At 71.7% G+C, this 24,185-nt stretch carries 23 protein-coding genes and 1 tRNA gene; 18 read left to right on the plus strand and 6 right to left on the minus strand.

The window, feature by feature from the left end; translation table 11 throughout:
* Positions 1–110 precede the first annotated feature (110 nt).
* The 5 genes from AB0389_RS24780 (at position 111) to AB0389_RS24800 (ending at position 6,659) form a co-directional block, all read left to right on the plus strand.
* Positions 111–704: a sigma-70 family RNA polymerase sigma factor gene (locus AB0389_RS24780; protein WP_366397672.1), complete on the plus strand. Its 594-nt coding sequence runs from the start codon at positions 111–113 to the stop codon at positions 702–704.
* Complete coding sequence (locus AB0389_RS24785; RefSeq protein WP_366397673.1) at positions 701–1,555, plus strand: zf-HC2 domain-containing protein; 855 nt, start codon at positions 701–703, stop codon at positions 1,553–1,555. Before AB0389_RS24780 ends, AB0389_RS24785 begins: the two co-directional genes overlap by 4 nt.
* Positions 1,556–1,602: 47 nt before the next feature.
* Positions 1,603–4,092: a UvrD-helicase domain-containing protein gene (locus tag AB0389_RS24790; protein ID WP_366397674.1), complete on the plus strand. Its 2,490-nt coding sequence runs from the start codon at positions 1,603–1,605 to the stop codon at positions 4,090–4,092.
* Between the two features lie 474 nt (positions 4,093–4,566).
* Positions 4,567–5,979, plus strand: coding sequence for an NAD-dependent malic enzyme (locus AB0389_RS24795; RefSeq protein WP_366397675.1), 1,413 nt, complete (start codon positions 4,567–4,569; stop codon positions 5,977–5,979).
* A 398-nt stretch (positions 5,980–6,377) separates the two neighbouring features.
* On the plus strand, positions 6,378–6,659 hold the full coding sequence (locus AB0389_RS24800; RefSeq protein WP_003954777.1) for an HU family DNA-binding protein: 282 nt from the start codon (positions 6,378–6,380) through the stop codon (positions 6,657–6,659).
* Between the two features lie 184 nt (positions 6,660–6,843).
* Here AB0389_RS24800 and murA read toward each other — a convergent pair whose 3' ends face one another.
* Positions 6,844–8,184: a UDP-N-acetylglucosamine 1-carboxyvinyltransferase gene (murA, locus tag AB0389_RS24805; RefSeq protein ID WP_366397676.1), complete on the minus strand. Its 1,341-nt coding sequence runs from the start codon at positions 8,182–8,184 to the stop codon at positions 6,844–6,846.
* A gap of 131 nt (positions 8,185–8,315) precedes the next feature.
* Between murA and AB0389_RS24810 the strand changes: the two genes are divergently transcribed.
* From AB0389_RS24810 to AB0389_RS24835, 6 genes are all read left to right on the plus strand, one after another.
* Positions 8,316–8,468, plus strand: a complete 153-nt coding sequence (locus AB0389_RS24810) for a hypothetical protein (protein ID WP_366397677.1) — start codon at positions 8,316–8,318, stop codon at positions 8,466–8,468.
* A gap of 68 nt (positions 8,469–8,536) precedes the next feature.
* Positions 8,537–9,097 (plus strand): YqgE/AlgH family protein, encoded by a 561-nt coding sequence (locus AB0389_RS24815; RefSeq protein ID WP_366397678.1) that lies wholly within the window; start codon positions 8,537–8,539, stop codon positions 9,095–9,097.
* Positions 9,098–9,297: 200 nt separating this feature from the next.
* Complete coding sequence (locus tag AB0389_RS24820) at positions 9,298–9,597, plus strand: DUF3039 domain-containing protein (protein ID WP_114624094.1); 300 nt, start codon at positions 9,298–9,300, stop codon at positions 9,595–9,597.
* Positions 9,598–10,084: 487 nt separating this feature from the next.
* Entirely contained in the window at positions 10,085–10,978 is an 894-nt protein-coding gene (locus AB0389_RS24825; protein ID WP_114659476.1) for a xanthine dehydrogenase family protein subunit M, read from the plus strand.
* Positions 10,975–12,438, plus strand: a complete 1,464-nt coding sequence (locus AB0389_RS24830) for a (2Fe-2S)-binding protein (RefSeq protein WP_366397679.1) — start codon at positions 10,975–10,977, stop codon at positions 12,436–12,438. Before AB0389_RS24825 ends, AB0389_RS24830 begins: the two co-directional genes overlap by 4 nt.
* Positions 12,439–12,446: 8 nt before the next feature.
* Positions 12,447–14,738, plus strand: coding sequence for a molybdopterin cofactor-binding domain-containing protein (locus tag AB0389_RS24835; RefSeq protein ID WP_366397726.1), 2,292 nt, complete (start codon positions 12,447–12,449; stop codon positions 14,736–14,738).
* Between the two features lie 182 nt (positions 14,739–14,920).
* Here AB0389_RS24835 and AB0389_RS24840 read toward each other — a convergent pair.
* Positions 14,921–14,995, minus strand: a tRNA-Cys gene (locus AB0389_RS24840).
* Between the two features lie 201 nt (positions 14,996–15,196).
* Between AB0389_RS24840 and AB0389_RS24845 the strand changes: the two genes are divergently transcribed.
* The 6 genes from AB0389_RS24845 to AB0389_RS24870 all read left to right on the plus strand — a co-directional run bounded on the left by AB0389_RS24845 (position 15,197) and on the right by AB0389_RS24870 (position 21,481).
* On the plus strand, positions 15,197–16,681 hold the full coding sequence (locus AB0389_RS24845) for an MFS transporter (RefSeq protein ID WP_366397680.1): 1,485 nt from the start codon (positions 15,197–15,199) through the stop codon (positions 16,679–16,681).
* A 43-nt stretch (positions 16,682–16,724) separates the two neighbouring features.
* Complete coding sequence (locus tag AB0389_RS24850; protein WP_366397681.1) at positions 16,725–16,922, plus strand: Arc family DNA-binding protein; 198 nt, start codon at positions 16,725–16,727, stop codon at positions 16,920–16,922.
* Positions 16,922–17,290 (plus strand): Fic family protein, encoded by a 369-nt coding sequence (locus AB0389_RS24855; RefSeq protein WP_366397682.1) that lies wholly within the window; start codon positions 16,922–16,924, stop codon positions 17,288–17,290. Before AB0389_RS24850 ends, AB0389_RS24855 begins: the two co-directional genes overlap by 1 nt.
* A 161-nt stretch (positions 17,291–17,451) precedes the next feature.
* Positions 17,452–19,245: a DEAD/DEAH box helicase gene (locus AB0389_RS24860; protein WP_366397683.1), complete on the plus strand. Its 1,794-nt coding sequence runs from the start codon at positions 17,452–17,454 to the stop codon at positions 19,243–19,245.
* A gap of 553 nt (positions 19,246–19,798) precedes the next feature.
* Complete coding sequence (locus AB0389_RS24865) at positions 19,799–20,446, plus strand: helix-turn-helix domain-containing protein (RefSeq protein ID WP_366397684.1); 648 nt, start codon at positions 19,799–19,801, stop codon at positions 20,444–20,446.
* 216 nt (positions 20,447–20,662) lie between these two features.
* Entirely contained in the window at positions 20,663–21,481 is an 819-nt protein-coding gene (locus tag AB0389_RS24870) for a S16 family serine protease (RefSeq protein WP_366397685.1), read from the plus strand.
* 4 nt (positions 21,482–21,485) lie between these two features.
* Here the strand turns inward: AB0389_RS24870 and AB0389_RS24875 are convergent, their stop codons facing one another.
* Entirely contained in the window at positions 21,486–22,661 is a 1,176-nt protein-coding gene (locus tag AB0389_RS24875) for a serine hydrolase domain-containing protein (protein ID WP_366397686.1), read from the minus strand.
* A 198-nt stretch (positions 22,662–22,859) separates the two neighbouring features.
* Here AB0389_RS24875 and AB0389_RS24880 point away from each other — a divergent pair, with 198 nt between their 5' ends.
* Positions 22,860–23,339 carry a GNAT family N-acetyltransferase gene (locus tag AB0389_RS24880; RefSeq protein WP_366397687.1) on the plus strand — a complete coding sequence of 160 codons (480 nt, stop codon included), beginning with the start codon at positions 22,860–22,862 and terminating at the stop codon, positions 23,337–23,339.
* 1 nt (position 23,340) lies between these two features.
* Here the strand turns inward: AB0389_RS24880 and AB0389_RS24885 are convergent, their stop codons facing one another.
* Genes AB0389_RS24885 through AB0389_RS24895 form a run of 3 tightly spaced genes read right to left on the minus strand, consistent with a single transcriptional unit; the run spans position 23,341 to position 24,179 of the window.
* On the minus strand, positions 23,341–23,886 hold the full coding sequence (locus AB0389_RS24885; RefSeq protein ID WP_366397688.1) for a hypothetical protein: 546 nt from the start codon (positions 23,884–23,886) through the stop codon (positions 23,341–23,343).
* Between the two features lie 6 nt (positions 23,887–23,892).
* Entirely contained in the window at positions 23,893–24,078 is a 186-nt protein-coding gene (locus AB0389_RS24890) for a DUF397 domain-containing protein (protein WP_366397689.1), read from the minus strand.
* 5 nt (positions 24,079–24,083) lie between these two features.
* Positions 24,084–24,179, minus strand: a complete 96-nt coding sequence (locus AB0389_RS24895) for a DUF397 domain-containing protein (RefSeq protein ID WP_366397727.1) — start codon at positions 24,177–24,179, stop codon at positions 24,084–24,086.
* Positions 24,180–24,185 lie beyond the last annotated feature (6 nt).

The following is a 24,185-nucleotide window of genomic DNA, read 5'->3' on the forward strand; positions in this document are numbered from 1 at the left end:
GATGGCTCAAAAGATCTTGAAACTTTCTTCGGCGGTGTTGAGTGCGGCGGCCCCGGGCTCCGTATTGATGAGGGAGAAGCAGCCAAGAAGGTCTCGACCGGGAGGTTTAGGTGCGCAAGGATGCGGCCGTGGCCGATGACCGCCCTCACCGGGCCCGACACCGGAGCGCGACACCGCGCACCAATACTCCTGCTCCCGCTCCCGACGAGGAGTTGATGCGAGCGCTCTACCGGGAACATGCCGGACCGCTCCTTGCCTACGTCATGCGTCTTGTCGCGGGCGACCGCCAGCGGGCCGAGGATGTCGTACAGGAAACGCTTATCCGTGCCTGGAAGAACGCCGGCCAGCTCAATAGGGCGACCGGATCTGTCCGACCTTGGCTGGTGACGGTCGCTCGGCGCATCGTCATCGACGGACACCGCAGCCGGCAGGCCCGGCCGCAGGAAGTCGATCCGTCACCGCTGGAGGTCATGCCCGCGGAGGACGAGATCGACAAGGCGTTGTGGCTGATGACGCTCTCGGATGCGCTGGAGGATTTGACCCCCGCTCACCGGGAAGTACTCGTGGAGACGTACTTCAAGGGACGTACCGTCAATGAGGCTGCCGAGACGCTCGGCATACCCAGCGGGACCGTGCGTTCCCGTGTGTTCTACGCACTGCGCTCGATGAAGCTCGCATTGGAGGAGAGGGGGGTCTCGGCATGACCACGCACGAGCAGTACGGACTGGGCGACGAAAGTACTGTGCATGAAGCCGTCGGAGCATATGTCCTCGGAATCTTGGACGATGCCGAGGCGACAGCCTTCGAGGCGCATCTGGCCGGATGCCGGATCTGCGCCGTCCATCTGGAGGAGTTCTCCGGGATGGAACCTATGTTGGCCATGCTCGGGGACGCGCCCTCCTCGCTCGGCTCGCCCAACCTGTCCAGTTCGTTCAGCGGAGCGTCCGTCACCCCGATATCGCCCGGGGTCATGTCGCTCGCGGAGATTCCGACACCGTCCGTCTCCGTACAACCGACTCCCCAGCTGCTCGACCGGCTGGTCGACGAGGTCGCCGTCAAACGGGCGAAGCGGAAGCGGCGCGGACTGTATCTGGTCGCCGCCGCGGCTGCGCTGATCATCGCCGGACCGGTGGGGGCGATCGTCGCCACCTCCGGAGACTCCGGCGGCACGAGCAACCAGGCCCAGCCGCCCAGGGACCCCGCCGCGGACTTCCAGTCGGCGTCGGGCAAACTCAGCGCCACCGATCCCACCACCAAGGTCAGCGCCTCCGTCAGCATGGCGGAGAAGCTGTGGGGCACCGAGGCCATGCTGGAGCTGAAGAACGTCAAGGGGCCGCTGAAGTGCAGCCTCATCGTCGTCTCCAGCACCGGTGCCAAGGAGACCGTCACCACCTGGGCCGTGCCCGAGTGGGGTTACGGCATCCCGGACAGCCCCAACGCGGCCGGCAAGAAGCCGCTCTACGTGCAGGGCGGTACGTCGATCCCGAAGAACGACATCGACCACTTCGAGGTCGTGACGCTCGACGGCGACAAGCTCGTGGAGATCCCTGCCTGACATAACGGCCCCCTTCGCGTACGGTTGACGGCTGCCCAACGCACGTCATGAAGGGGGCCTCGGTGGCCGCGCAGGATGCCGCTGTTCAATCAGCTGGACCCGCCGTCGATCCCGCACGCGACACGGGGCACGACTCCGTTCGCGACCGCGAGATCGGCGTCGAACAGCACCATCTGGACCAGGTGTACCGCCGCCTCGAGGAGAAGATCCACGAGGCGGAGTTCCTCATGAACGACGCCGCCAAAAGGGGGCAGGTCGGGACCCCGGGAGCCCTTGCGGAGCGTGACGCGCAGGTCTTCCGGGCCGGGATCCACCTCAACCGGCTCAACAACGAGTTCGAGGACTTCCTCTTCGGCCGCGTCGATCTCCTGCGCGGCAAGGACGGCGAGAAGGGCCCGGACGGCGCGTTCACCTCGGTCGAACCGGCCGACGACGCCATCCGCGACGGCCGCAGCGCCGAGATCGCCGAGACGCTCCACATCGGCCGGATCGGCGTCCTGGACTCCGACTACGCGCCGCTGGTCATCGACTGGCGCGCGCCCGCCGCCGCGCCGTTCTACCGCGCCACACCGGTCGATCCCGGCCGGGTGGTACGGCGCCGGGTCATCCGCTCCAAGGGCCGCCAGGTCCTCGGCGTCGAGGACGACCTGATGCGGCCCGAGCTCACCGCCACGCTGGACGGCGACCCGCTCGCCGTCATCGGCGACGGCGCGCTGATGGCCGCGCTCGGCCAGGCCCGCAGCCACACCATGCGCGACATCGTCTCGTCCATCCAGGCCGAGCAGGACCTGGTGATCCGGGCCCCCGCCGCGTCCGTCACCGAGGTCGCGGGCGGTCCTGGCACCGGCAAGACCGCCGTCGCGCTGCACCGCGCCGCGTACCTGCTCTACCAGGACCGGCGGCGGTACGCGGGCGGCATCCTGATCGTCTCGCCGACGCCGCTGCTCGTGGCGTACACCGAGGGCGTGCTGCCCTCGCTCGGCGAGGAGGGGCAGGTCGCCATCCGCGCGGTCGGGTCCCTGGTGGACGGCGCGGAGGCCACCGCGTACGACGAACCCGCCGTGGCCCGCGTCAAGGGCTCCGCGCGGATGACACGGGTGCTGCGCCACGCGGCCAGGGGCGCGCTGGAGGGGGCATCGGGAGGCGCTTCCGCGGGTGGTGGCGGGCGGCGCCGGCAGTCGGACCGGGGCGGCGCCCAGCTCGCCTTCGGCGAGGACCCGGACGGCCCCGACGGCTCCGAGGGCCCCGACGACGAGCAGGTCCGTGCCGTACGGACCGACCGGCTCCGGGTCGTCGCCTTCGGCCGCCGGCTGGAGCTGGCGGAGTCCGAGCTGCACCGCATCCGGCAGACCGTGCTCAGCGGCACCGCGCCCGTCAACCTGCTCAGGCCGCGCGCCCGCCGGCTGCTGCTCGACGCGCTGTGGACCAAGTCGGGCTCCGCCGGCCGCCACACCGACCCCGAACTGGCGGCGGAGCTGCGCTCGTCGTTCGACGAGGACATCACCACCGAGGACGACTTCACGGGCTTCCTCGACGCCTGGTGGCCCGAGCTGACTCCGCGCTCCGTGCTCGCCGCGATGGGCGACGAACGGCGCCTGGGCCGCTGGTCGCGCCGGATCCTCAACCAGGGCGAGAGCCGCCGGCTGGCCCGCTCGCTCGCCCGGCTGGGCCCCGACGGCAAGGGGGCGCTCTCCGTGCACGACGTGGCGCTCCTGGACGAGCTGGAGATGCTCCTCGGCGCGCCCCCGCGCCCGCGCAAGCGGCGCGAGATGGACCCGCTGGACCAGCTCACCGGGCTGGAGGAGCTGATGCCGAGGCGCGAGGAGACCCAGCGCGAGCGGGCCGAGCGGCTGGCGGCGGAGCGTACGGAGTACGCGCACGTCATCGTCGACGAGGCGCAGGACCTGACGCCCATGCAGTGGCGCATGGTGGGCCGCCGCGGCAGGCAGGCCACCTGGACGGTCGTCGGGGACGCCGCGCAGTCGTCCTGGTCCGATCCGGACGAGGCGGCCGAGGCCCGCGACGAGGCGCTCGGCACGCGCCCGCGCCGCCGCTTCACCCTGACGGTGAACTACCGCAACCCGGCCGAGATCGCCGAGCTGGCCGCCAAGGTCCTCCATCTGGCCATGCCCGGCATGGAGTCCCCGCGGGCGGTGCGCTCCACCGGCGTACGGCCGCGCTTCGCCGCCGTGGGCGACGGCGATCTGGCCGCGACCGTACGGGACGAGGCGCGGCGGCTGCTGGAGCAGGTGGACGGCACCGTGGGCGTCGTCGTGGCCATGCACCGGCGGGAGCAGGCGGCGCGCTGGCTGGCGGGGCTCGGTGACCGGGTGGTGGCGCTGGGCAGTCTGGAGGCCAAGGGGCTGGAGTACGACGCGACCGTCGTGGTCTCCCCGGCGGACATCGCGGACGAGTCCCCGGCCGGTCTGCGGGTTCTCTACGTGGCGCTGACCAGGGCGACCCAGCAGCTCACCGTGGTCTCGGCGGCCCGTGACGAGCCGGACGCGGACGGGGTGCCCGACCTGCTGCGGGAGTGAGCGCCGGCCGGTGCGCCGGCGGGTGTGCCGGCCGGTGTGCCGGTCATCCGCCGGTTGACCCATCGGTTGACCCATTGGTTGACCCGCCGGGTTGACCGCGGGTCAACTCGCGCGGGAGGGAATCACTTGGCGCGGGTGGTTTGTTAGCCTGGGGGTGGCACCGGTTCGATCCAAGCCCCCGGGCCCAACCTTAGTCGCTTCGAGCGACCACTTGCCGCGAGGCGAGCATGGCGGGCCGGTGCCACCTTCGGCCTCAGTGCGGAAGCGGGCCCTCACCAGTTCTGGTGGGGGCCCGCCGCTGTTTCCCCGCCGGCCCGCTTCCGTGTGCGTCCGTCTCGCATTCTGGAAGACGGGTTCCGTAGATAAAGGTCTTTACCTGTTACCGGCCAGTAGGTGCGACCATCTGAAGGTCTCTCCGGTTCCAGGGGCCGGACGGGGCAGCAATGAGGCTGAGGAAAGAAGAGGAACACGGTCATGGCAACGGCGCCCAGCGTCTCGTACTCGATGACGGTCAGGCTGGAGGTGCCCGCGAGCGGTACCGCGGTCTCGCAGCTGACCACGGCCGTGGAATCCTCCGGCGGCTCGGTGACCGGTCTGGACGTGACCGCCTCCGGCCACGAGAAGCTGCGGATCGATGTCACCATCGCCGCCAGCTCCACCGGCCACGCGGAAGAGATCGTGGAAGAGCTCCGCGGTATCGAGGGGGTGACCCTCGGCAAGGTCTCCGACCGTACGTTCCTGATGCACCTCGGCGGCAAGATCGAGATGCAGTCGAAGCACCCCATCCGCAACCGTGACGACCTCTCCATGATCTACACGCCCGGTGTGGCGCGTGTCTGCATGGCGATCGCGGAGAACCCCGAGGACGCCCGCCGGCTGACCATCAAGCGCAACTCGGTCGCGGTCGTCACCGACGGCTCCGCCGTGCTGGGCCTCGGCAACATCGGCCCGATGGCCGCGCTGCCGGTCATGGAGGGCAAGGCGGCCCTCTTCAAGCGCTTCGCCGGCATCGACGCCTGGCCGATCTGCCTGGACACCCAGGACTCCGACGAGATCGTCGCGATCGTCAAGGCCATCGCGCCCGGCTTCGCCGGCATCAACCTGGAGGACATCTCCGCCCCCCGCTGCTTCGAGATCGAGGCACGGCTGCGCGAGGCGCTCGACATCCCGGTCTTCCACGACGACCAGCACGGCACCGCCATCGTGGTGCTCGCCGCGCTGACGAACGCGCTGCGCGTGGTCGGCAAGGGCATCGGGGACGTACGGGTCGTCATGTCCGGCGCGGGCGCCGCGGGTACGGCCATCCTGAAGCTCCTGATCGCGGCGGGCGTCAAGCACGCGGTCGTCGCCGACATCCACGGCGTCGTGCACGCGGACCGCGCCGACCTCGTCGACGCGGCCCCCGAGTCGCCGCTGCGCTGGATCGCCGACAACACGAACCCCGAGGGCGTCACCGGCACCCTCAAGGAGGCCGTGGTCGACGCCGACGTGTTCATCGGGGTCTCCGCCCCGAACGTGCTGGACGGCGCCGACGTGGCCGCCATGGCCGACGGCGCGATCGTCTTCGCGCTGGCCAACCCGGACCCCGAGGTGGACCCGGCGATCGCCCGCGAGACGGCCGCCGTGGTGGCCACGGGCCGCTCCGACTTCCCCAACCAGATCAACAACGTGCTGGTCTTCCCCGGTGTCTTCCGCGGCCTGCTGGACGCCCAGTCCCGCACGGTCAACACGGACATGATGCTGGCCGCAGCCTCCGCCCTCGCGAACGTCGTCGGCGAGGACGAGCTGAACGCGAACTACATCGTGCCGTCGGTCTTCAACGACAAGGTCGCGGGCGCGGTCGCGGGCGCGGTGCGCGAGGCCGCGAAGGCGAACGGCGAGGGCTGAGCGGGGTCCCGTACCGCTGCGTCCGCCGGTGGTACATCTCACGTCCGTCCGGTGCCCGGCGCGTCGCGATTCGCCGGGCCCCACGGGCCCCTCTAGGGTGGCGGACCATGAGCACCGCCGCTCCAGGGAGGTTTTCAGGGCCTCCGGCGGGTTCAAGGGCCCCAAGGCTCCAAGGAGTCTCCACAGAGTCGACGGAACGTCACGACGACGAGGCAGTGGCGCTTTTCGTGTGACTCCGGAGGGTGCCGGATTGGCTTTCCCGCCGCTGGTGGGGGCAGGATGCGTATTCGGGCGCGAGGGTCTGTCAGCAGACCCGGGTCCGGGGACTGTCCGAGGGCCCTGGCAGCATCGGCTTCGATCTCACGCCTCACAGGCAAGAAGAACACGGGAGTAACAACATGAACCGCAGTGAGCTGGTGGCCGCCCTGGCCGACCGCGCCGAGGTGACCCGCAAGGACGCCGACGCTGTGCTGGCCGCTCTCGCCGAGACGGTCGGCGAGATCGTCGCCAAGGGCGACGAGAAGGTCACCATCCCCGGCTTCCTGACCTTCGAGCGCACCCACCGTGCCGCTCGCACCGCTCGTAACCCGCAGACCGGCGACCCCATCCAGATCCCGGCCGGCTACAGCGTGAAGGTCTCCGCGGGCTCCAAGCTCAAGGAAGCCGCCAAGGGCAAGTAACACCCATAGGCGAACCGTGCCTGTACCTCCTGTACAGGGCACCAGTACGACGCACAGGGGCGGCCATCCGATCCGGATGGCCGCCCCTGCTGTGTTCGGCCGTCAGCGGGCCGTACAGAGCCGCGGAGCCCCTGGTCAGCGGCTCCGCGGCAGTCCGGCTCCCCGGGTTCCCGGGTCCACCGTGTCAGACGAGCGTGCCGCCCGGCAGCTCGACCTTCGCGCCCAGCTCCACCAGCTTGTCCAGGAAGTTCTCGTAGCCGCGGTTGATCAGGTCGATGCCGTGCACCCGCGAGGTGCCCTGCGCCGCCAGCGCCGCGATCAGATACGAGAAACCGCCGCGCAGGTCCGGGATGACCAGATCCGCGCCCTGGAGCCTGGTCGGACCCGACACGACCGCCGAGTGCAGGAAGTTGCGCTGCCCGAAGCGGCAGTCGGAACCGCCCAGGCACTCCCGGTACAACTGGATGTGCGCGCCCATCTGGTTCAGCGCGGAGGTGAACCCGAGCCGCGACTCGTACACCGTCTCGTGCACGATGGACAGCCCCGACGCCTGCGTCAGCGCCACCACCAGCGGCTGCTGCCAGTCCGTCTGGAAGCCGGGGTGCACGTCCGTCTCCAGCGCGATCGCGTTCAGCGAGCCGCCCGGATGCCAGAAGCGGATGCCCTCGTCGTCGATCTCGAACGCCCCGCCGACCTTGCGGTACGTGTTGAGGAACGTCATCATCGAGCGCTGCTGCGCGCCCCGCACATAGATGTTGCCCTCGGTGGCCAGCGCCGCCGAGGCCCACGACGCGGCCTCCAGACGGTCCGGCAGCGCCCGGTGCGTATAGCCGTCGAGCCGGTCGACCCCGGTGATCCGGATCGTCCGGTCGGTGTCCATCGAGATCATCGCGCCCATCTTCTGGAGCACGCAGATCAGATCCTCGATCTCCGGCTCCACCGCGGCGTTCGACAGCTCGGTGACACCCTCGGCCAGCACGGCCGTCAGCAGCACCTGCTCCGTCGAGCCGACCGACGGGTACGGCAGCCGGATCTTGGTGCCGCGCAGCCGCTGCGGCGCCTCCAGGTACTGGCCGTCCGCCCGCTTCTCGATCGTCGCGCCGAACTGCCGCAGCACGTCGAAGTGGAAGTCGATCGGCCTGCCGCCGATGTCGCAGCCGCCCAGACCCGGGATGAACGCGTGGCCGAGCCGGTGCAGCAGCGGGCCGCAGAAGAGGATCGGGATACGCGACGAGCCCGCGTGCGCGTCGATGTCCGCGACGTTCGCGCTCTCGACGTGCGTCGGGTCGAGGATCAGCTCACCCGGCTCGTCACCGGGGCGCACCGTCACCCCGTGCAGCTGGAGCAGCCCCCGCACGACCCGGACATCACGGATGTCGGGCACATTGCGCAGCCGGCTCGGACCGCTGCCGAGCAGCGCCGCGACCATGGCCTTCGGCACCAGGTTCTTCGCGCCTCGGACGCGGATCTCGCCCTCCAGCGGGGTCCCACCGTGGACAAGCATTACATCGTCTGTGGCGGTCATGAATCTCGCGTTCCGGAGTGGGCGGGCAGGTGGTCAAGGAAAAGGGTAAGGGGCGAAGGCCCCTGTCCCGTAAGGGCCGGGGCGGGCAGGACACGTGATGGACATGTAACGGCGGAGGGTCGGCACGTACGGTGGACAACCCCTCGCGCAGGGTCACCGTGTGCGGCTCCGTACGGGCGGTCGCCCGGGTCTCCGTACGGTTCGCGCCCTTCGCGCGCCATGTCTTCCGCGGCGGTTCCGTCGCTGTTCCACCGCCGTTCCACGGCCGTTCCGCCGCCCGGTAGGAGCCGCGATCCGGCCCACCGTGCCGGGCGCGCCCCGCGCGCGGCGAAGATGCGGGATCATGGCTCGCATGACCGAGGTGTCCTCGCTCACAGGGCGGCTGCTCGTCGCGACACCGGCCCTGTCCGACCCGAACTTCGACCGCGCGGTGGTCCTCCTGCTCGACCACGACGGGAAGGGCTCCCTCGGCGTGGTCCTCAACCGGCCCACCCCGGTGGACGTCGGGGACATCCTGGAGCCCTGGGGAGGGCTGGCGGGGGAGCCCGGGGTGGTCTTCCGGGGCGGCCCCGTCGCCCTCGACTCCGCGCTCGGCCTCGCCGTCATCCCCGGCGGCGAGGGGCCGTTGGGCTGGCGCAGGGTGTACGGGGCGATCGGCCTCGTCGACCTCGACGCGCCCCCCGAGCTGCTGGCGCGGGCGCTCGGCTCGCTCCGTATCTTCGCCGGGTACGCGGGCTGGGGCCCCGGCCAGCTGGAGAACGAACTGCGCGACGGCGCCTGGTACGTCGTCGACTCGGAGCCCGGCGACGTCTCCTCGCCCCGGCCCGAGGGGCTGTGGCGGGCCGTGCTGCGCAGACAGCGCAGCGAGCTGGCGATGGTCGCCACCTACCCGGACGATCCGTCGCTCAACTGACCCGCCGCCGTCCCCGTCGGCTGTCCCGTCAGCTGTTCCGCGGGCCGTCCCCGGGCGCGTCCGGAGGGGGATTGGCCTGATTGCGCCGTCCTGCCCCGCCCCCGCCCCCGGCGTGTCGGCGCGATGCGTGAGCGCGCGGCTGCGGAGTGCATGGACCCGGGGCCGCCACGACGGGCCCGGCGTGGGTACCCTTGGCTCCCATGAGCACTCTTGAGCCCGATCGCGGGGCAGGCACGGGCACCCTCGTGGAGCCGACACCGCAGGTGTCGCGTGGCGACGGCGACCACGAGCGCTTCGCCCACTACGTCCAGAAGGACAAGATCATGGCGAGCGCCCTGGAGGGCACTCCCGTGGTCGCGTTGTGCGGGAAGGTCTGGGTACCGGGGCGCGACCCCAAGAAGTACCCGGTCTGTCCCATGTGCAAGGAGATCTACGAGTCCATGGGCCCCGGTGGGGACAAGGACAAGGGCAAGGGCGGCAAGGACGGCGGCAAGAAGTAGCCACCGGCCTTCGGCGTCGAACGGCCCCCGGGGCGCGCGTGTGCGGCGCGCTCCGGGGGCCGTTCGCGTTCTCCGTACGAGTCCGGTCGCGCGGCGGTCGTCGCGCTGCGGCGGAAAACCGCTGTGGCGAATATCGGCCGTCCGGGGGCCCGTTGCCCCGGCGCGTCGACCCCGATCGTGTGAACCCGCTGTGAACCGGGCGTGAACCGGTCCGCCGGTGCACCGCCGAGGGCCGTCCGACGGTCCGTCCGCTCGCCCGATCCGTACGGATAAGTCGTACAACGACCGCTGAAGAGTGGCATTTCGCATCTGACGGTGAAGAGGTGCGAAACCGGACCTTCCCCCTGGTCGGGGACGGATGCACCCTTCGTGGACCCTCGCGACGACGGGCCCGGAAGATGTGCCAGAGTTGCCACGTCCGGGCTGTGAGCACGTACGGTACGGCAACACAGGCGGGACACCGGGACACCGGAAAGGGGCAGCTGGGTTGACCACGCACGCACCGCAAACGGCGCAGTTCGTGACGTTGCCGACCTCTCTCGACGAGGCCGTGGGGGCGCTCACCGCGATGCCCGCCGCCGTGCCCGTCGCGGGGGGAACCGATCTGATGGCGGCGGTCAACAAAGGCCAGCTGCGGCCCGCGGGACTCGTCGGCCTCGGCCGGATCAGCGAGTTGCGCGGCTGGCACTATCAGGACGGCCACGCGCTCCTCGGCGCCGGTCTCACCCACGCGCGCATGGGCAGGCCGGACTTCGCGGCACTGATCCCCGCGCTCGCCGCGTCCGCACGCGCCGCCGGGCCGCCCCAGATCCGTAACGCGGGCACCCTCGGCGGCAATATCGCCAGCGCCGCCCCGACCGGTGACGCCCTGCCCGTACTCGCCGCGCTCGAAGCCGATCTGGTGGTCGCGGGCCCGGACGGCGCGCGGCGCGAGATCCCCGTGTCGCACCTGCTGGCCGGCCGCGAGATGCTGGCGCCCGCCGAACTCATCGGCTTCGTACGCGTACCGCTGCTGCACGCGCCCCAGGTCTTCCTCAAGGCGACCGGGCGCACCGGCCCCGGCCGGGCCACCGCGTCCGTCGCCGTCGTCCTCGATCCGGCGCGGCGCGGAGTGCGCTGCGCGGTCGGGGCGATCGCGCCGATGCCGCTGCGCCCGCTGGAGGCCGAACGCTGGATCGCCTCGCTCATCGACTGGGACGGCGCGCGGGGGCTCGCGCAGGAGGCGCTCGCCGCCTTCGGCGAGTACGTCGCCGCCGCGTGCATCCCGGACCAGCCGCCGCCGGGCGGGGGAGAGGCACCCCCGCCGTCGGCCGCCATACTTCATCTGCGGCGTACGGTCGCCGCGCTGGCCCGACGGGCACTGGGGAGGGCGTTGTCGTGACCACCAATGAGAACCCCGGCACCGGGACGCCCGTGGCACCGGGCGGCTGGCAGCCGGTCCCGCAGGGCGGCGACTACGACGGTGAGTCGACCGCGTTCGTCCAGCTGCCCCCGGAGGACTCCCAGGACGCGCCGCTGGCCGCGCCCGGGCACGGTTACGTACCGCCGAGCATCGGCCCGCCCGCGCCCAACGACCAGGCGGCGCCAGGTGGCTGGGCCGCGCAGCCGGTCGCGGGGGCCGGCGCCACGCAGTGGCCCGAGCCCGCGCGCGACGGCGGCACGGGCGGCTACGGGCACGGCGGTTACGGTCCCGGCGGCTACGAGTCGCAGGGCACGAGCCACTGGAACTTCTCCGCCACCGCCGCCGAGGCGGACCTGCACGCCGGCCCGGGTCCGGGCGCGGGTCCTGGCATGGGTCCTGGCATGGGTCCTGATACCGGCCAGGCATCCGGCACGGGCGGCGCTGCCGAGGGCGGCGCCGAACTGACCGGCCAGTGGACCATTCCCGTCGCGGGGGGCGAGCTGCCGGAGGAATCCGGTGAGTTCAGCACCGCCGCGCTGGCCTCGCAGTGGACCGGCGGCAGCCCGCCCGCGACACTGCCGGGCGGCGCCGCCGCTCCCTGGGCGGCCGACGGCGACACCGCCGCGCCCGACGCGGGCGCCCCGGGCGCGGGTTCGGCGGATCCGGGAAGCGCGGCTACGGAAGCGGACGCGGGTGCGGACGCGGGTGCGGCTCTGCCCGCCGCCGTGTCCGAGACACCCGACCCCGCCCCCGAGCTCGCTCCCGCTCCTGAACCCGCCGCTCCCGAGCCGCTCACCAGCAGCAACGGCAGCGCCGAACACCCCTCCGGCTCCTACGTCCTGCGCGTCAACGGCGCGGACCGCCCCGTCACCGACGCGTGGATCGGCGAGTCGCTGCTGTACGTGCTCCGCGAGCGCCTCGGCCTCGCGGGCGCCAAGGACGGCTGCTCGCAGGGCGAGTGCGGCGCCTGCAACGTGCAGGTCGACGGCCGGCTCGTGGCGTCCTGCCTCGTCCCCGCCGCCACCGCGGCCGGCTCCGAGGTCCGTACGGTCGAGGGCCTCGCCGCCGACGGCGAACCCTCCGACGTCCAGCGGGCGCTGGCCAAGTGCGGCGCGGTGCAGTGCGGTTTCTGCATCCCCGGCATGGCCATGACCGTCCACGACCTGCTGGAGGGCAACCACGCCCCCAGCGAGCTGGAGACCCGCCAGGCGCTCTGCGGCAACCTCTGCCGCTGCTCCGGCTACCGTGGTGTGCTCGACGCGGTGGACGAGGTCGTCGCAGGACGCAGAGCCAGCGCGGAGGCCGCCGCCGCTGCCTCCGAGGAGGCCCGCGTGCCGCACCAGGCGTCACCCGGCGCCCAGAACGGTCAGAACAGCCAGAACGCGCAGAACAGCCAGAACCCGCAGAACCCGCACTCGCCCGACGGAGGCATGGCGTGAGCAACGACGTGGCCACCGGGGTCACCGCGCTCGACGGCCCCCAGCAGGAGCCGCCCGCGCACGGCCTCGGTGCGTCCCTCCCCCCGGCCGACGCGCGCGCGAAGACCGAGGGCACCTTCCCGTACGCCGCCGACCTGTGGGCCGAGGGGCTGCTGTGGGCGGCCATCCTGCGCTCCCCGCACCCGCACGCCCGGATCGTCGCCATCGACACCTCCGGCGCCGCCGAGATGCCCGGCGTACGGGCCGTCATCACCCATGACGACGTCCCCGGCGACACCGCCTACGGCCGGCGCGTCGTCGACCGTCCCGTCTTCGCCGCCGACGTCGTGCGCCACCACGGCGAGGCCATCGCCGCCGTCGCCGCCGACCACCCCGACACCGCCCGGATGGCCGCCGCCGCGATCACCGTCGAGTACGAGGTCCTCGACCCGGTCACCGACCCGGAGAAGGCGTTCGCCGCCGAACCGCTGCACCCCGACGGCAATCTGATCCGGCACATCCCGCTCAGCTACGGCGACGCCACGGTCACCGGTGAGGTCATCGTCGAGGGGCTCTACCGCATCGGCCGCCAGGACCCGGCCCCCATCGGCGCCGAGGCCGGCCTCGCCGTGCCGAGACCCGACGGCGGCGTCGAGATCTACACCGCCTCCACCGACCCGCACACCGACCGCGACCTGGCCGCCGCCTGCTTCGGGCTCGCCCCCGAGATGGTCAAGGTCGTCGTCACCGGCGTCCCCGGCGCCACCGGCGACCGCGAGGACCCGGGCTTCCAGATCCCGCTCGGCCTGCTCGCCCTGCGCACCGGCTGCCCGGTCAAACTCGCCGCGACCCGCGAGGAGTCCTTCCTCGGCCACGCCCACCGCCACCCCACCCTGCTCCGCTACCGCCACCACGCGGACACCGAGGGCCGGCTCGTCAAGGTCGAGGCGCAGATCCTGCTGGACGCGGGCGCCTACGCCGATGCCTCGTCCGAGTCCCTCGCGGCGGCCGTCGCCTTCGCCTGCGGCCCGTACGTCGTCCCGCACGCGTTCATCGAGGGCTGGGCCGTCCGCACCAACAACCCGCCCTCCGGCCACGTCAGGGGCGAGGGCGCCATGCAGGTCTGCGCCGCGTACGAGGGCCAGATGGACAAGCTGGCCGCCAAGATCGGGGTCGACCCGGCCGAACTCCGGCTCCGTAACGTCCTCGCCACCGGCGACATCCTGCCCACGGGACAGACCGTGACCTGCCCGGCCCCGGTGGCCGAACTCCTCACCGCCGTACGGGAGTACCCGCTGCCGCCGCTCCCCAAGGACACCCCCGAGGCGGCCTGGCTGCTGCCCGGCGGCCCCGAGGGCGCGGGCGAGCCCGGCGCGGTACGGCGCGGGGTCGGCTACGCGCTGGGCATGGTCCACATGCTGGGCGCGGAGGGGGCCGACGAGGTATCCACCGCCACCGTCAAGGTCCACGACGGCATCGCCACGGTCATCTGCGCGGCCGTCGAGACCGGACAGGGCTTCGCCACCCTCGCCCGGCAGATCGTCCAGGAGACCCTCGGTATCGAGGAGGTCCATGTGGCCTCCGTCGACACCGACCAGCCCCCGGCGGGCCCGGCCGCCCACGGACGCCACACCTGGGTCTCGGGCGGCGCGGTCGAGCGGGCGGCGAAGATGGTCCGTACGCAGCTGCTCCAGCCGCTGGCGCACAAGTTCGGGATGTCGACCGAGCTGCTCCAGATCACCGACGGCAAGATCACCTCGTACGACGGGGTGCTCTCCACCACCGTCACCGAGGCCATGGACGGCAAGGAACTCTGGGCCACCGCCCAGTGCCGCCCGCACCCCACCGAGCCCCTCGACGCCTCGGGGCAGGGCGATGCCTTCGTGGGGATGGCGTTCTGCGCGATCCGCGCGGTCGTGGACGTCGACATCGAGCTGGGCGCGGTACGGGTGGTGGAGATGGCCGTGGCGCAGGACGTCGGCCGCGTCCTCAACCCGGCCCAGCTCGCCACCCGGATCGAGGCGGGCGTCACCCAGGGCATCGGTACGGCCCTCACCGAGAACCTGCGCACCAACCGAGGCGTGATCCGCCGGCCCGACCTCACCGGCTACGCGCTGCCGACCTCCCTGGACGCGCCGGACATCCGGATCGTCCAGCTCATCGAGGAGCGCGACGTGGTGGCGCCCTTCGGCGCGAAGCCGGCGAGCGCGGCACCGGTCGTGACCTCCCCGGCGGCGGTCGCCTCGGCCGTACGCGCGGCCACCGGGCGACCGATCAGCCGGCTCCCGATCCGGCCACAGGCGGCGGTGGCGGCGCCGTAACTCCGTGCCTTCTCGGCTCACCGATGCCGACCGTGGCCAGCGAGCGCGGGCGGTGCGGGGGCGGGGGCGGGCCACGCGGGCCAGGCAGTGCGGCTCCGCCGCGTCGACGGCGTTCGAGAGGGAACTCGTCACCATGCTCACGCGGAGCGGCCCGTCCCTGCGGGGACGGGCCGCTCTGTTTGTGGAGGCCGTGGCGGGAATCGAACCCACGTAACTCGATTTGCAATCGAGCCCCTGAACCACTCGGGCACACGGCCGGGCGTTGCTGCTGTTCCTGCTGTCCTGCTCTTCCCTTGCTTCCTCGAAGGTAGGCCGCCCGGCCCGTCCCGCTCAAGGGTCCCGGGCAGCGTGCAACGCGACTGCCATACGCCGTTCATGAACGGCGTACGACCAAGGGACCAGGGTGGATACATCCCGCGACAGGGCCCAAACAGGGGCAAGCCCCTTACGCTGAGGCAATGACCGCCCCGGACCCGCGCGACGCCGCCGTCGCACCCGCACCCATATCCGCACCAGCGCCAGCGCCAGCACCCGCACCCGAACACGGTGTTCTCGGGCCCGAGCACCGGGCGCTCAGCATCGGCATCGTCTCCGTCGTGCTGCTGATCGCCTTCGAGGCGACCGCCGTCGGTACGGCGATGCCGGTGGCCGCGCGGGAGCTGCACGGCGTGTCGATGTACGCGTTCGCGTTCTCCGCGTACTTCACCACCAGCCTCTTCGCGATGGTCCTGTCCGGGCAGTGGGCCGACCGCAGCGGGCCGCTGGCGCCGCTCGCCGCCGGGATCAGCGCGTTCGCCGCCGGGCTGCTGGTCTCGGGCACCGCGTCGACGATGCTGCTGTTCATCCTCGGCCGGGCCGTGCAGGGGCTCGGCGGCGGGCTGGTGATCGTCGCGCTGTACGTCGTCGTGAGCCGCGCGTATCCGGAGCGGCTGCGGCCGGCGATCATGGCCGCGTTCGCCGCGAGCTGGGTGATCCCGTCCGTGGTCGGGCCGCTCGCCGCCGGGACGGTCACCGAGCACCTCGGCTGGCGCTGGGTGTTCATCGGCATCCCCGTGCTCGTCCTCCCGCCGCTGGCACTCGCGCTGCCCGCGATACGGCGGACGGCGTCGGGGCCGGCCGACCCCTCGGGGCCCGCGCCCGCGTTCGACGCGCGCCGGATCCGGCTCGCGCTCTCGATCTCGCTGGGCGCGGCGCTGCTCCAGTACGCGGGCCAGGAGCCGCGCTGGTTCTCGCTCGTACCGGCGGCGGCCGGGGTCGGGTTCCTCGTGCCGGCCGTGCTCGGGCTGCTGCCGACGGGGACCTGGCGCGCGGCGCGCGGGCTGCCGTCCGTGGTGCTGCTCCGGGGTGTCGCGGCGGGGTCGTTCATCGCGGCCGAGAGCTTCGTGCCGCTCATGCTCGTCACCCAGCGCGGCCTCTCCCCGACCATGGCCGGGTTCTCGCTGGCGGCGGGCGGCGCGACGTGGGCGCTGGGCTCGTATCTCCAGTCCCGGCCGCGCCTTGAACCGTACCGTGAGCCGCTGATGGCGGGCGGCATGGTCCTGGTCGCGCTGGCGATCGCCGTCGCTCCGACCGTACTGATCGAATCCGTCCCGGTCTGGGTCGTGGCGGTCGCCTGGGGCGTTGGCTGTCTCGGCATGGGCGCGGTGCTCGCCTCGACGAGCGTGCTGCTGTTCAAGCTCTCCGCGCCGGAGGAGGCGGGCGTGAACTCGGCGGCGCTCCAGATGTCCGACGGTCTGTCGAACGTCCTCCTGCTGGCCGCGGGCGGCACGGCCTTCGCCGCCCTGGGCGGCGGCGCGGTCGGCCACGCCGCCGCCGACGCGACCGCCTCGGCCACGGCCACGGGCTCCCACCCGGCGGCCTTCGTGGCGGTCTTCCTCCCGATGGCGGCGGTGGCCCTGGCGGGGGTGTGGGTGGCGCTGCGGGTACGGGTGCCTGTGCGCTGACAACTCGGTGGCCTCACGTGGTACCGCCTGGTACCGTGGGGTTATGGCTGGTCTGAATCTGAGGTTCACCGAAGAAGAGCTGGACTCACTGCGTCAGCGAGCTGAGGCGGAAGGACGCAGCATGCAGTCGTTCGCGCACGACGCGGTCATGACCGCCATAAACGAGCGCGCCCGCCTCTTCAACGAGGCGGCGGCCCACGTGCTGAGAGCGAGTGAGGAGCTGAACCGGAGGCTCGCCTGATGTACTACTTGACGCTGCCGGAGATTCTCGGCCTCGCTAAAAATCTCGGCACCGACGAGGTGCGTGATTATGGGCTGCTCGACTCCGCCCTCTCGCGCCCGCAGGCGAGCGTGTTCGGCCAGGACGCCTACCCGGACGTATGGCAGAAGGCCGCGGCCCTGATGGAATCACTGGCGCGCAATCACGCGCTCGTGGACGGCAACAAGCGCATCGCCTGGTATGCCACCTGGGTCTTTCTCCACCTGAACGGGCATCCGCTGGGACCCGACTTCGACGTCGACGAAGCGGAACGGTTCGTGCTGAGTGTCTGCCAGGGCGAGCTGGAGATGCCGAAGATCGCTGAGCTGCTTCCGCGCTTCGCGCGCTGAGCCGGCGCCGGTGTGGCGCCCGTCCCACCTGTCCGCGCACCCCACCGTTCATACAAGCACCGGGCCGCCGCGCGGGTAGGGTGGCCCGGTCCTCGTACGCGCGGTCCCCGCCCTCGCGGCCCCGCCACGCGTGCCGACCCCGAGCGCCCGAACCGGAGACCGTGACTACTACCGCCTCCTCCCCCTCCTCCCATCACCTCTCACCCGCGTTCCCCGGCCGCGCCCCCTGGGGCACCGCCAACAAGCTGCGCGCCTGGCAGGAGAACGCCCTCGGCAGATATCTGGAGACGCAGCCGCGCGACTTCCTCGCCGTCGCGACGCCCGGCGCCGGGAAGACGACCTTCGCGCTGACCCTGGCCTCCTGGCTGCTGCACCACCATGTCGTGCAGCAGGTGACCGTCGTCGCGCCCACCGAGCACCTGAAGAAGCAGTGGGCCGAGGCCGCCGCGCGGATAGGCATCAAGTTGGACCCGGAGTACAGCGCGGGACCGGTGAGCAAGGAGTACGACGGCGTCGCCATCACCTACGCCGGCGTCGGGGTACGGCCCATGCTGCACCGCAACCGGTGCGAGCAGCGCAAGACCCTGGTCATCCTCGACGAGATCCACCACGCCGGTGACTCCAAGTCCTGGGGCGAGGCCTGCCTGGAGGCGTTCGAGCCGGCGACCCGGCGGCTCGCGCTGACCGGGACACCGTTCCGGTCCGACACCAACCCCATCCCGTTCGTCGCGTACGAGGAGGGCAACGACGGCATCCGCCGCTCCTCCGCCGACTACACGTACGGCTACGGCAACGCGCTCGGCGACGGCGTCGTCCGGCCCGTCATCTTCCTCAGCTACAGCGGCAACATGCGCTGGCGCACCAAGGCCGGTGACGAGATCGCCGCCAAGCTCGGCGAGCCGATGACCAAGGACGCCATCTCGCAGGCCTGGCGCACCGCGCTCGACCCGCGCGGCGACTGGATGCCCAACGTGCTGCGCGCCGCCGACCGGCGCCTCACCGAGGTCCGCAAGGGCATCCCCGACGCCGGCGCCCTTGTCATCGCCAGCGACCAGGACTCGGCCCGCGCCTACGCCAAGATCATCCGGGAGATCACCGGCACCAAGGCGACCGTCGTCCTCTCCGACGACACCGGCGCGTCGAAACGGATCGACGAGTTCAGCGCGAACGACGACCGCTGGATGGTCGCCGTCCGCATGGTGTCGGAAGGCGTCGACGTACCGCGCCTCGCCGTCGGCGTGTACGCCACGACCATCTCCACCCCGCTCTTCTTCGCGCAGGCCGTGGGCCGTTTCGTACGGTCCAGGCGGCGCGGCGAGACCGCGTCCGTCTTCCTGCCGACGATCCCCGGTCTGCTCGGCTTCGCCTCCGAGATGGAGGTCGAGCGCGACCACGTCCTCGACAAGCCGAAGAAGGGCGAGGACGACCCCTACGCCGAGTCCGAGAAGGAGATGGCGGAGGCCGAGAAGCTCCAGGACGAGGACACCGGCGAGCAGGAGCAGTTCGCGTTCGAGGCGCTGGAGTCCGACGCCGTCTTCGACCGGGTCATGTACGACGGCGCTGCCTTCGGCATGCAGGCGCACCCCGGCAGCGAGGAGGAGCAGGACTATCTCGGCATCCCCGGCCTGCTGGAACCGGACCAGGTGCAGATGCTGCTCCAGAAGCGGCAGGCACGCCAGATCGCGCACAGCCGCAAGAAGCCGGACGCGGAGGCGGACCTGCTGGAGCTGCCCGCCGAGAAGCGGCCCGTGGTCTCCCACAAGGAGCTGCTCGGGCTGCGCAAGCAGCTCAACACGATGGTCGGCGCGTACGTCCACCAGAGCGGCAAGCCGCACGGCGTGATCCACACCGAGCTGCGCCGGGTGTGCGGCGGGCCGCCGAGCGCGGAGGCGACGGCGGGGCAGCTGCGGGAGCGGATCGCGAAGGTGGGGGAGTGGGCGACCCGGATGCGCTGAGTGCGTTGCCTCGCTGGGTGAGCTGGGTGAGCTGGGTGACTGGGTGCGCTGAGTGACCGGAACGCGTCCGCCCCTGCGATGAGATCGTGGAGATGGATGCGGCGCCAGGTAAAGATATACGCGGCGGAATATCACCCATCGTAACCGTGCATGTATGGCGCATATGACTCTGGCGTGACTGTGGCTGCTGTCCATCCGGGCGGCAGCCACAGCCATGTCACGACATCGGCGAAATAAACCCCTGAACCGGCCGTTTTGTGAGGCATGTTCGGCCGGTCGGCCAATACGCCCGCACGGGGAAGATCAACTCCGTTCCGTTATCGGCCGGTCGCCTCCTGTGCCCGGATTCTGGACCGGGGCTTCCGCTGAGCGGAGTCCAGTGGTTAATGTCCCCGCAACGTAAACGCTCCGTGGCAACTCCGCCGCGTAGCGCATCCGGTGGCGTCAGGCCACCGGTGGCCTCTCCGTGTGTCACCGGCGGGACCGGTGTCGCAGATGGTGAGAGTGCCGTCGTCACTCACTCCGAATTCTCAACTCCGAAGGAGAGGGCGTCGTGACCGCGGAGACTTCCCAGACGCTCGACCGAGGGCTGCGGGTCCTCAAACTGCTCGCCGACACCGATCACGGGCTGACCGTGACCGAGCTGTCCAACCGGCTGGGGGTCAACCGGACCGTCGTCTACCGGTTGCTCGCCACCCTCGAACAGCACGCCCTCGTCCGCCGTGACCTGGGCGGCCGGGCCCGGGTGGGGCTCGGCGTGCTGCGGCTGAGCAGGCAGGTGCATCCCCTCGTACGGGAGGCCGCGCTGCCCGCGCTGCGCTCGCTCGCCGAGGACATCGGCGCCACCGCCCATCTGACGCTCGTCGACGGGGCGGAGGCGCTGGCCGTCGCGGTCGTCGAACCGACCTGGACCGACTACCACGTCGCCTACCGCACCGGATTCCGGCACCCGCTCGAACGCGGCGCGGCGGGCCGGGCCATACTCGCGGCCCGGCAGAACGCCCACGCCCAGACCGAGCCGATCTGCACCCTGACCGCCGGCGAGCTGGAGGCGGGCGCGAGCGGGGCGGCGGCGGCGCTGATCGGGGTGACCGGGATCGAGGGCAGCGTCGGCGTGGTGATGCTGGCGGACGCCGTACCGGAACGGGTGGGTCCGCGGGTGCTGGACGCGGCGCGGGAGGTCGCGGACGCGCTGCGCTGAAACGGTTCGCCGGGCGGTACGGGGTGGCCTCGCGGCCACGGGTGACGCGGGGCGGCCCGGGGGCGGCTCGGGGGCGGCCGTACCGGCCACCTGCCGCCCGCCTGCCGCCCACCCGCCGCCCGCCCTGCCGCCCATCACCGTCAGCCCCACCCGTACCCGCGTACCCGCGTATCCGCCCTTGCGCACCGCGCACAGCACGACCGATAGATTGACCATGTGTTCTCTCGCCTCACGCGCCCCGGCGCCCTCGCGCTCTGCGCCGTTCCGATTGTCGCGCTGTTCGCCGTCGTCGGGGTGGCGCCGCTGCCGTACGCCGTGGCGCAGCCGGGCATGACGGCGAACGTCCTCGGCGCGAACCAGGGCCGGCAGATCATCACCATCAGCGGCACGCCCACCCGTAAGACCACGGGCCAGCTGCGGATGACGACCATCGAGGCGACGGGACCGTCCACGAAGGTCGACTTCGGCGATGTGGTCACGGGCTGGTTCCGTACGGACCGCGCCGTGCTCCCGCGCGAGGCGGTCTACCCGTCGGGCAAGTCCGACAAGGAGATCCGGCAGCACAACGTCCACGACATGGTCCAGTCGCAGGACTCCGCGACCAGCGCCGCCCTCGGCTACCTCGGCAAGAACCCGCGGAACGTCGACGTCAGCCTCCACCTCTCCGACGTCGGCGGCCCCAGCGCCGGCCTCCTCTTCGCGCTCGGCATCGTCGACAAGCTCGACGGCGACGGCACGGGCGGCGACCTCACCGGCGGTCGCAACGTCGCCGGTACGGGCACGATCACGGCGGACGGCGAGGTCGGCGCCGTCGGCGGCGTCGCCCTCAAGACCCAGGCGGCGGGCCGCGACGGGGCGACGGTCTTCCTCGTACCGAAGGCGGAGTGCTCGGACGCGAAGAGCGAGCTGCCGAAGGGGATGCGGCTGATCCCGGTGACCACGCTCAAGGGCGCGGTCGCGGCGCTGAAGGCGCTGGGGAAGCAGAGCGAGCAGGGCGGGAAGGACGAGCAGGACGGGAAGGTCCCGGCCTGCTGACGCGCTACTCCTGGCGAAACGCCGGAAAGCCGAAACGCAGCGCTACGGGCAGACCGTTGGCGTGCGCGTCGGTTCCGGTCACCGAGTAGACGACCGTCCGGGCGAGATCACGTGTGGCGACGATGGCGGTGTTGTAGCCGGGGCGCGCGCCCGACTTGCCCCACACCTCACGGCCGTGGACCTCGAACCGTTCGAGCCCGGCGGACTTGGTGGCCCCCGTAAGCCCCTCGGGGAGCGTGAACATCTCCCGCAGCTGCGGGCGCGGTACGACCCTGCCGCGGAAGAGCGCGGTCAGGAGCCGTTCCAGATCGTCGATCGTCGAGATCATGTCCCCGGCCGCCCACCGGTCGCACACGTTCCAGTCGGTCACGTCCACCCGCTCGCCGTCGACCAGCTGGTACCCCCGGTTGTGGGGGCCGTGAATGCGCGGATCGGTGCCCGGGAACGACGTGTGCCGCATACCGGCGGGCCGGAGAACGTACCGGGCCGCCCCCTCCGCGAACGGCCGCCCGGTCACCTTCTCGACCAGCATCGCGAGGACCGTGTAGTTGACGTTCAGATAGTGCTGCTGCTCGCCGGGCTGGAACTCGGGCCCCTTCGCCATCCCCGAGGCCACCACGTCCTCGGGCCTCAGCGTGTCGAAGCGGTGCGCGTACAGCTCCTCCCACGCCTCGCCGAAGCCGTCACCCGCCTGAATCCCACTGGTGTGGTTGAGCAACTGCCGTACGGAGACGGGTTCGAACTCCGGGGGCAGCAGCCCGGGCAGATAACGCTGCACCGGCCGGCCGAGGTCGAGCGCGCCCTCGGCGACGAGCCGCAGCACCAAGGAGGCCGTCACGACCTTCGTCACCGATCCGGCCCGGAACCGGCCGTCCGCGAGGGCCGGACTCCGCCGACGCACCTCCCGCACCCCGGCGCTCCCCTCCCACCACCCGTCGCTTCCACCGGCCCGGACGACCGCGCTCGTCGCCTCACCGTCCGGCAGCCCGTCGAGCGCGGCCCGCAGCGCCGCGGCCTGCGGATGCTCCGGCCGAGTGGGACCGGAGGCCCGGGCGGTCCCCGCGGGCCCCGCAGCCCCGGCAGCCCCGGCAGCCCCAGCGGTCCCGGCGGACACTCCCAGGGCGACGACAGCCGAGGCCGCGGCGAGCAACGTACGGCGTTCCAACGGGCGTGAGTTCACGGTGGCGCTCCTCCGGTGACGGGATCCGAACTCGTTCATCCTGGCGATCTCACGGCTCCGGCGGATCCTCAGCGAGGACGGCACCGACCCTGACGGAAGTCCGGGAGAACCCGGATGCCGGATGAGGATGCCCCGTAGGGGAGTCGACCGACCGAAACTCTTTGCGTACGGTCGATCCGTGGAACTACGTTTCCGCACATGACGAACGCACCCCGGCTGGAGAAGATCACCCCCGCCAACCTCGATGCCGCGCTCGGCGTGCGGGTCCACCCCGATCAGGAGCGGTTCGTCGCGCCGGTAGTGAAGTCGCTGGCCGAGGCGTACGTACACCCCGGGGTGGCCTGGCCGCGCCTGATCGTGGACGGCGACCGGCCGGTCGGCTTCCTGATGGCGTTCCTCGACATCGACTTCAAGGGCGACGGTACGGGCACGGACATCCGCTCGGGCCTCTGGCGCCTCAACATCGCGGCCGGTGAACAGGGCCGTGGCTACGGCCGCTTCGCGGTCGAGGCCGTGGCCGCCGAGATCGCCCGCCGGGGCGGCACCCGGTTCACCACCACCTGGGAGCCGGGCGAGGACGGCCCCGAGGGCTTCTACCTGGGGCTCGGCTTCCGGCCGACGGGAGAGCTGAGCGGCGGCCAGACGGTGGGGGAGCGGGAGCTGGACGTGACCGCGTAGCTCAGGCCCGTACGCTACGCCGCCTCCCGCCCGGACGGCCGCCCGAGAGACGGACCCGGGCCCGCCTCGCCCACGCTTCCGAGGGCCAGATCACCGGTGACAGGAAGAGGAACGCGGCGATCAGGGCCATCGGAACGACGAACGCGGAGTCGGTGAGGAAGCGCCCGAAACCGGAGGTCCAGTCGGCCCAGTTACCTTCCCTGAAGATCAGGCCGAAGAGAGGGACGGTGACCACGAGGGTGAGCAGAGTCGTCCCCAGGACGCCGAGAAACGCCAGGGCCCGCCAGCCGAACCCCGGGGGCCGGAGGTCCTCCCCGGGCAGCACCAGCCGTGGGGTAAGCCGACGGTTGAGAGTCGGCCGGAGTACCACCAGCCACAGGAGGAGCAGCCAGTCCCAGACGGTGAAGCCGTCCACGCTGCCGCCAATGCTGCTCCACCCGTTCCGGATGCCCACATGGGACAGCATCACCCAGGCGAGCCAGAGCGAGGCCAGGGCCACGGCCACGCGGTTGGCGGCGGAGCGGGCGTCGGGGTTCGGGTAGTTCACGACGGCTCAGCTCCTCGACGTGTGCGTGATGAAGTCGTCCCAGGCGGTGGGGTTGAAGTCGAGGTGGGGGAGGTGGATGTCTTTGGTGTCGCGGACGTGGATGGTGCGGGAGGTGGCGGCGACCTCGACGCAGGAAGGGCCGTCGTTGGTGCTGTAGCTGCTCTTCAACCAGGTGGCTTGCTCCGCAGGCATGTGGGCTATCCCTTCGACGTGTGCGTGATGAAGTCGTCCCAGGCGGTGGGGTTGAAGTCGAGGTGGGGGAGGTGGATGTCTTTGGTGTCGCGGACGTGGATGGTGCG

The sequence above is a fragment of the Streptomyces sp. NPDC093109 genome (assembly GCF_040701725.1).
In the GTDB taxonomy this organism is placed as follows: Bacteria; Actinomycetota; Actinomycetes; order Streptomycetales; family Streptomycetaceae; genus Streptomyces.

Bases quoted from the DNA above. Each gene is read 5' to 3' on its own strand.
- AB0389_RS24785 (WP_366397673.1), top strand. From the start codon at position 701: ATGACCACGCACGAGCAGTACGGACTGGGCGACGAAAGTACTGTGCAT.
- AB0389_RS24790 (WP_366397674.1), top strand. From the start codon at position 1,603: ATGAAGGGGGCCTCGGTGGCCGCGCAGGATGCCGCTGTTCAATCAGCT.
- AB0389_RS24795 (WP_366397675.1), top strand. From the start codon at position 4,567: ATGGCAACGGCGCCCAGCGTCTCGTACTCGATGACGGTCAGGCTGGAG.
- AB0389_RS24800 (WP_003954777.1), top strand. From the start codon at position 6,378: ATGAACCGCAGTGAGCTGGTGGCCGCCCTGGCCGACCGCGCCGAGGTG.
- murA (WP_366397676.1), bottom strand. From the start codon at position 8,184: ATGACCGCCACAGACGATGTAATGCTTGTCCACGGTGGGACCCCGCTG.
- AB0389_RS24815 (WP_366397678.1), top strand. From the start codon at position 8,537: ATGACCGAGGTGTCCTCGCTCACAGGGCGGCTGCTCGTCGCGACACCG.
- AB0389_RS24820 (WP_114624094.1), top strand. From the start codon at position 9,298: ATGAGCACTCTTGAGCCCGATCGCGGGGCAGGCACGGGCACCCTCGTG.
- AB0389_RS24845 (WP_366397680.1), top strand. From the start codon at position 15,197: ATGACCGCCCCGGACCCGCGCGACGCCGCCGTCGCACCCGCACCCATA.
- AB0389_RS24850 (WP_366397681.1), top strand. From the start codon at position 16,725: ATGGCTGGTCTGAATCTGAGGTTCACCGAAGAAGAGCTGGACTCACTG.
- AB0389_RS24855 (WP_366397682.1), top strand. From the start codon at position 16,922: ATGTACTACTTGACGCTGCCGGAGATTCTCGGCCTCGCTAAAAATCTC.
- AB0389_RS24880 (WP_366397687.1), top strand. From the start codon at position 22,860: ATGACGAACGCACCCCGGCTGGAGAAGATCACCCCCGCCAACCTCGAT.
- AB0389_RS24890 (WP_366397689.1), bottom strand. From the start codon at position 24,078: ATGCCTGCGGAGCAAGCCACCTGGTTGAAGAGCAGCTACAGCACCAAC.